The organism is Streptomyces sp. DH12 (genome assembly GCF_020873895.1).
GTDB lineage: Bacteria > Actinomycetota > Actinomycetes > Streptomycetales > Streptomycetaceae > Streptomyces.
The window spans coordinates 1-636 of the sequence record NZ_JAHWGT010000404.1 but is presented as its reverse complement, the minus strand read 5'-3'; the positions used below and the strand labels follow the sequence as shown (position 1 = coordinate 636).

Annotated in this window: 1 protein-coding gene; it reads right to left on the bottom strand. The window is 71.2% G+C overall.

All coding sequences use genetic code 11. From position 1 onward, the window contains the following. Positions 1–187: 187 nt before the first annotated feature. On the bottom strand, positions 188–636 hold a 449-nt coding region (locus LPA54_RS34840; protein ID WP_228984621.1), incomplete at its 5' end, for a GNAT family N-acetyltransferase.

The window sequence follows — 636 nt, the reverse complement described above, 5'->3', positions numbered from 1 at the left end:
CACGTAGCCCGCGCGGACCAGCAGCTTGTGGCTGAGGACCTCGGCGTCGGCCGGGTCGTCGCGCAGCGTCTTCGCCATCAACTGGGACATGCGCTGGACCGGTGCGTTCGCCATGGTTCTCGTACTCCTGCTGCGTCTAGGTGATGAAGGCGAGGTTAGCCGGGCGGGACGGGACGGCGGAAATCGGTTAGGGGCGCGGCAGCGGCAGCGGGGCGCCCATGACGGCGTACGGGGTGGGCGCGCTCGGGAAGCGGACCTGCCGGGCGAGGTCCCGGTAGCCCAGCGAGCGGTACAGATGGCGGGCGGGGCTGTCGATGTCCAGCGCGGACAGGATCGACCGGGGCTGCTCGGCGCCGTCGGTGATCGTGGTGATCAGGGCGCGGCCGATGCCGTGCTTCTGGTGCCGGGGGTGGACGTGCAGCTCGGTGATGACGAAGGAGTCGTCGAGCCAGTCGTCGTGGCCGCGGGCGCGCAGATAGGGCTCGACGACGGTGGACCACCAGTGGGTGCGGTCGTTCGGCATGCCGTAGACGAAGCCGACCAGGCGTCCCCGGACGGTGGCGCCGAAGGCCCGGGCGTCGGGGAAGGTCATGTGGCGCAGCACGATCTGCCGGCGTACGGCCACCTCGTCGGGGC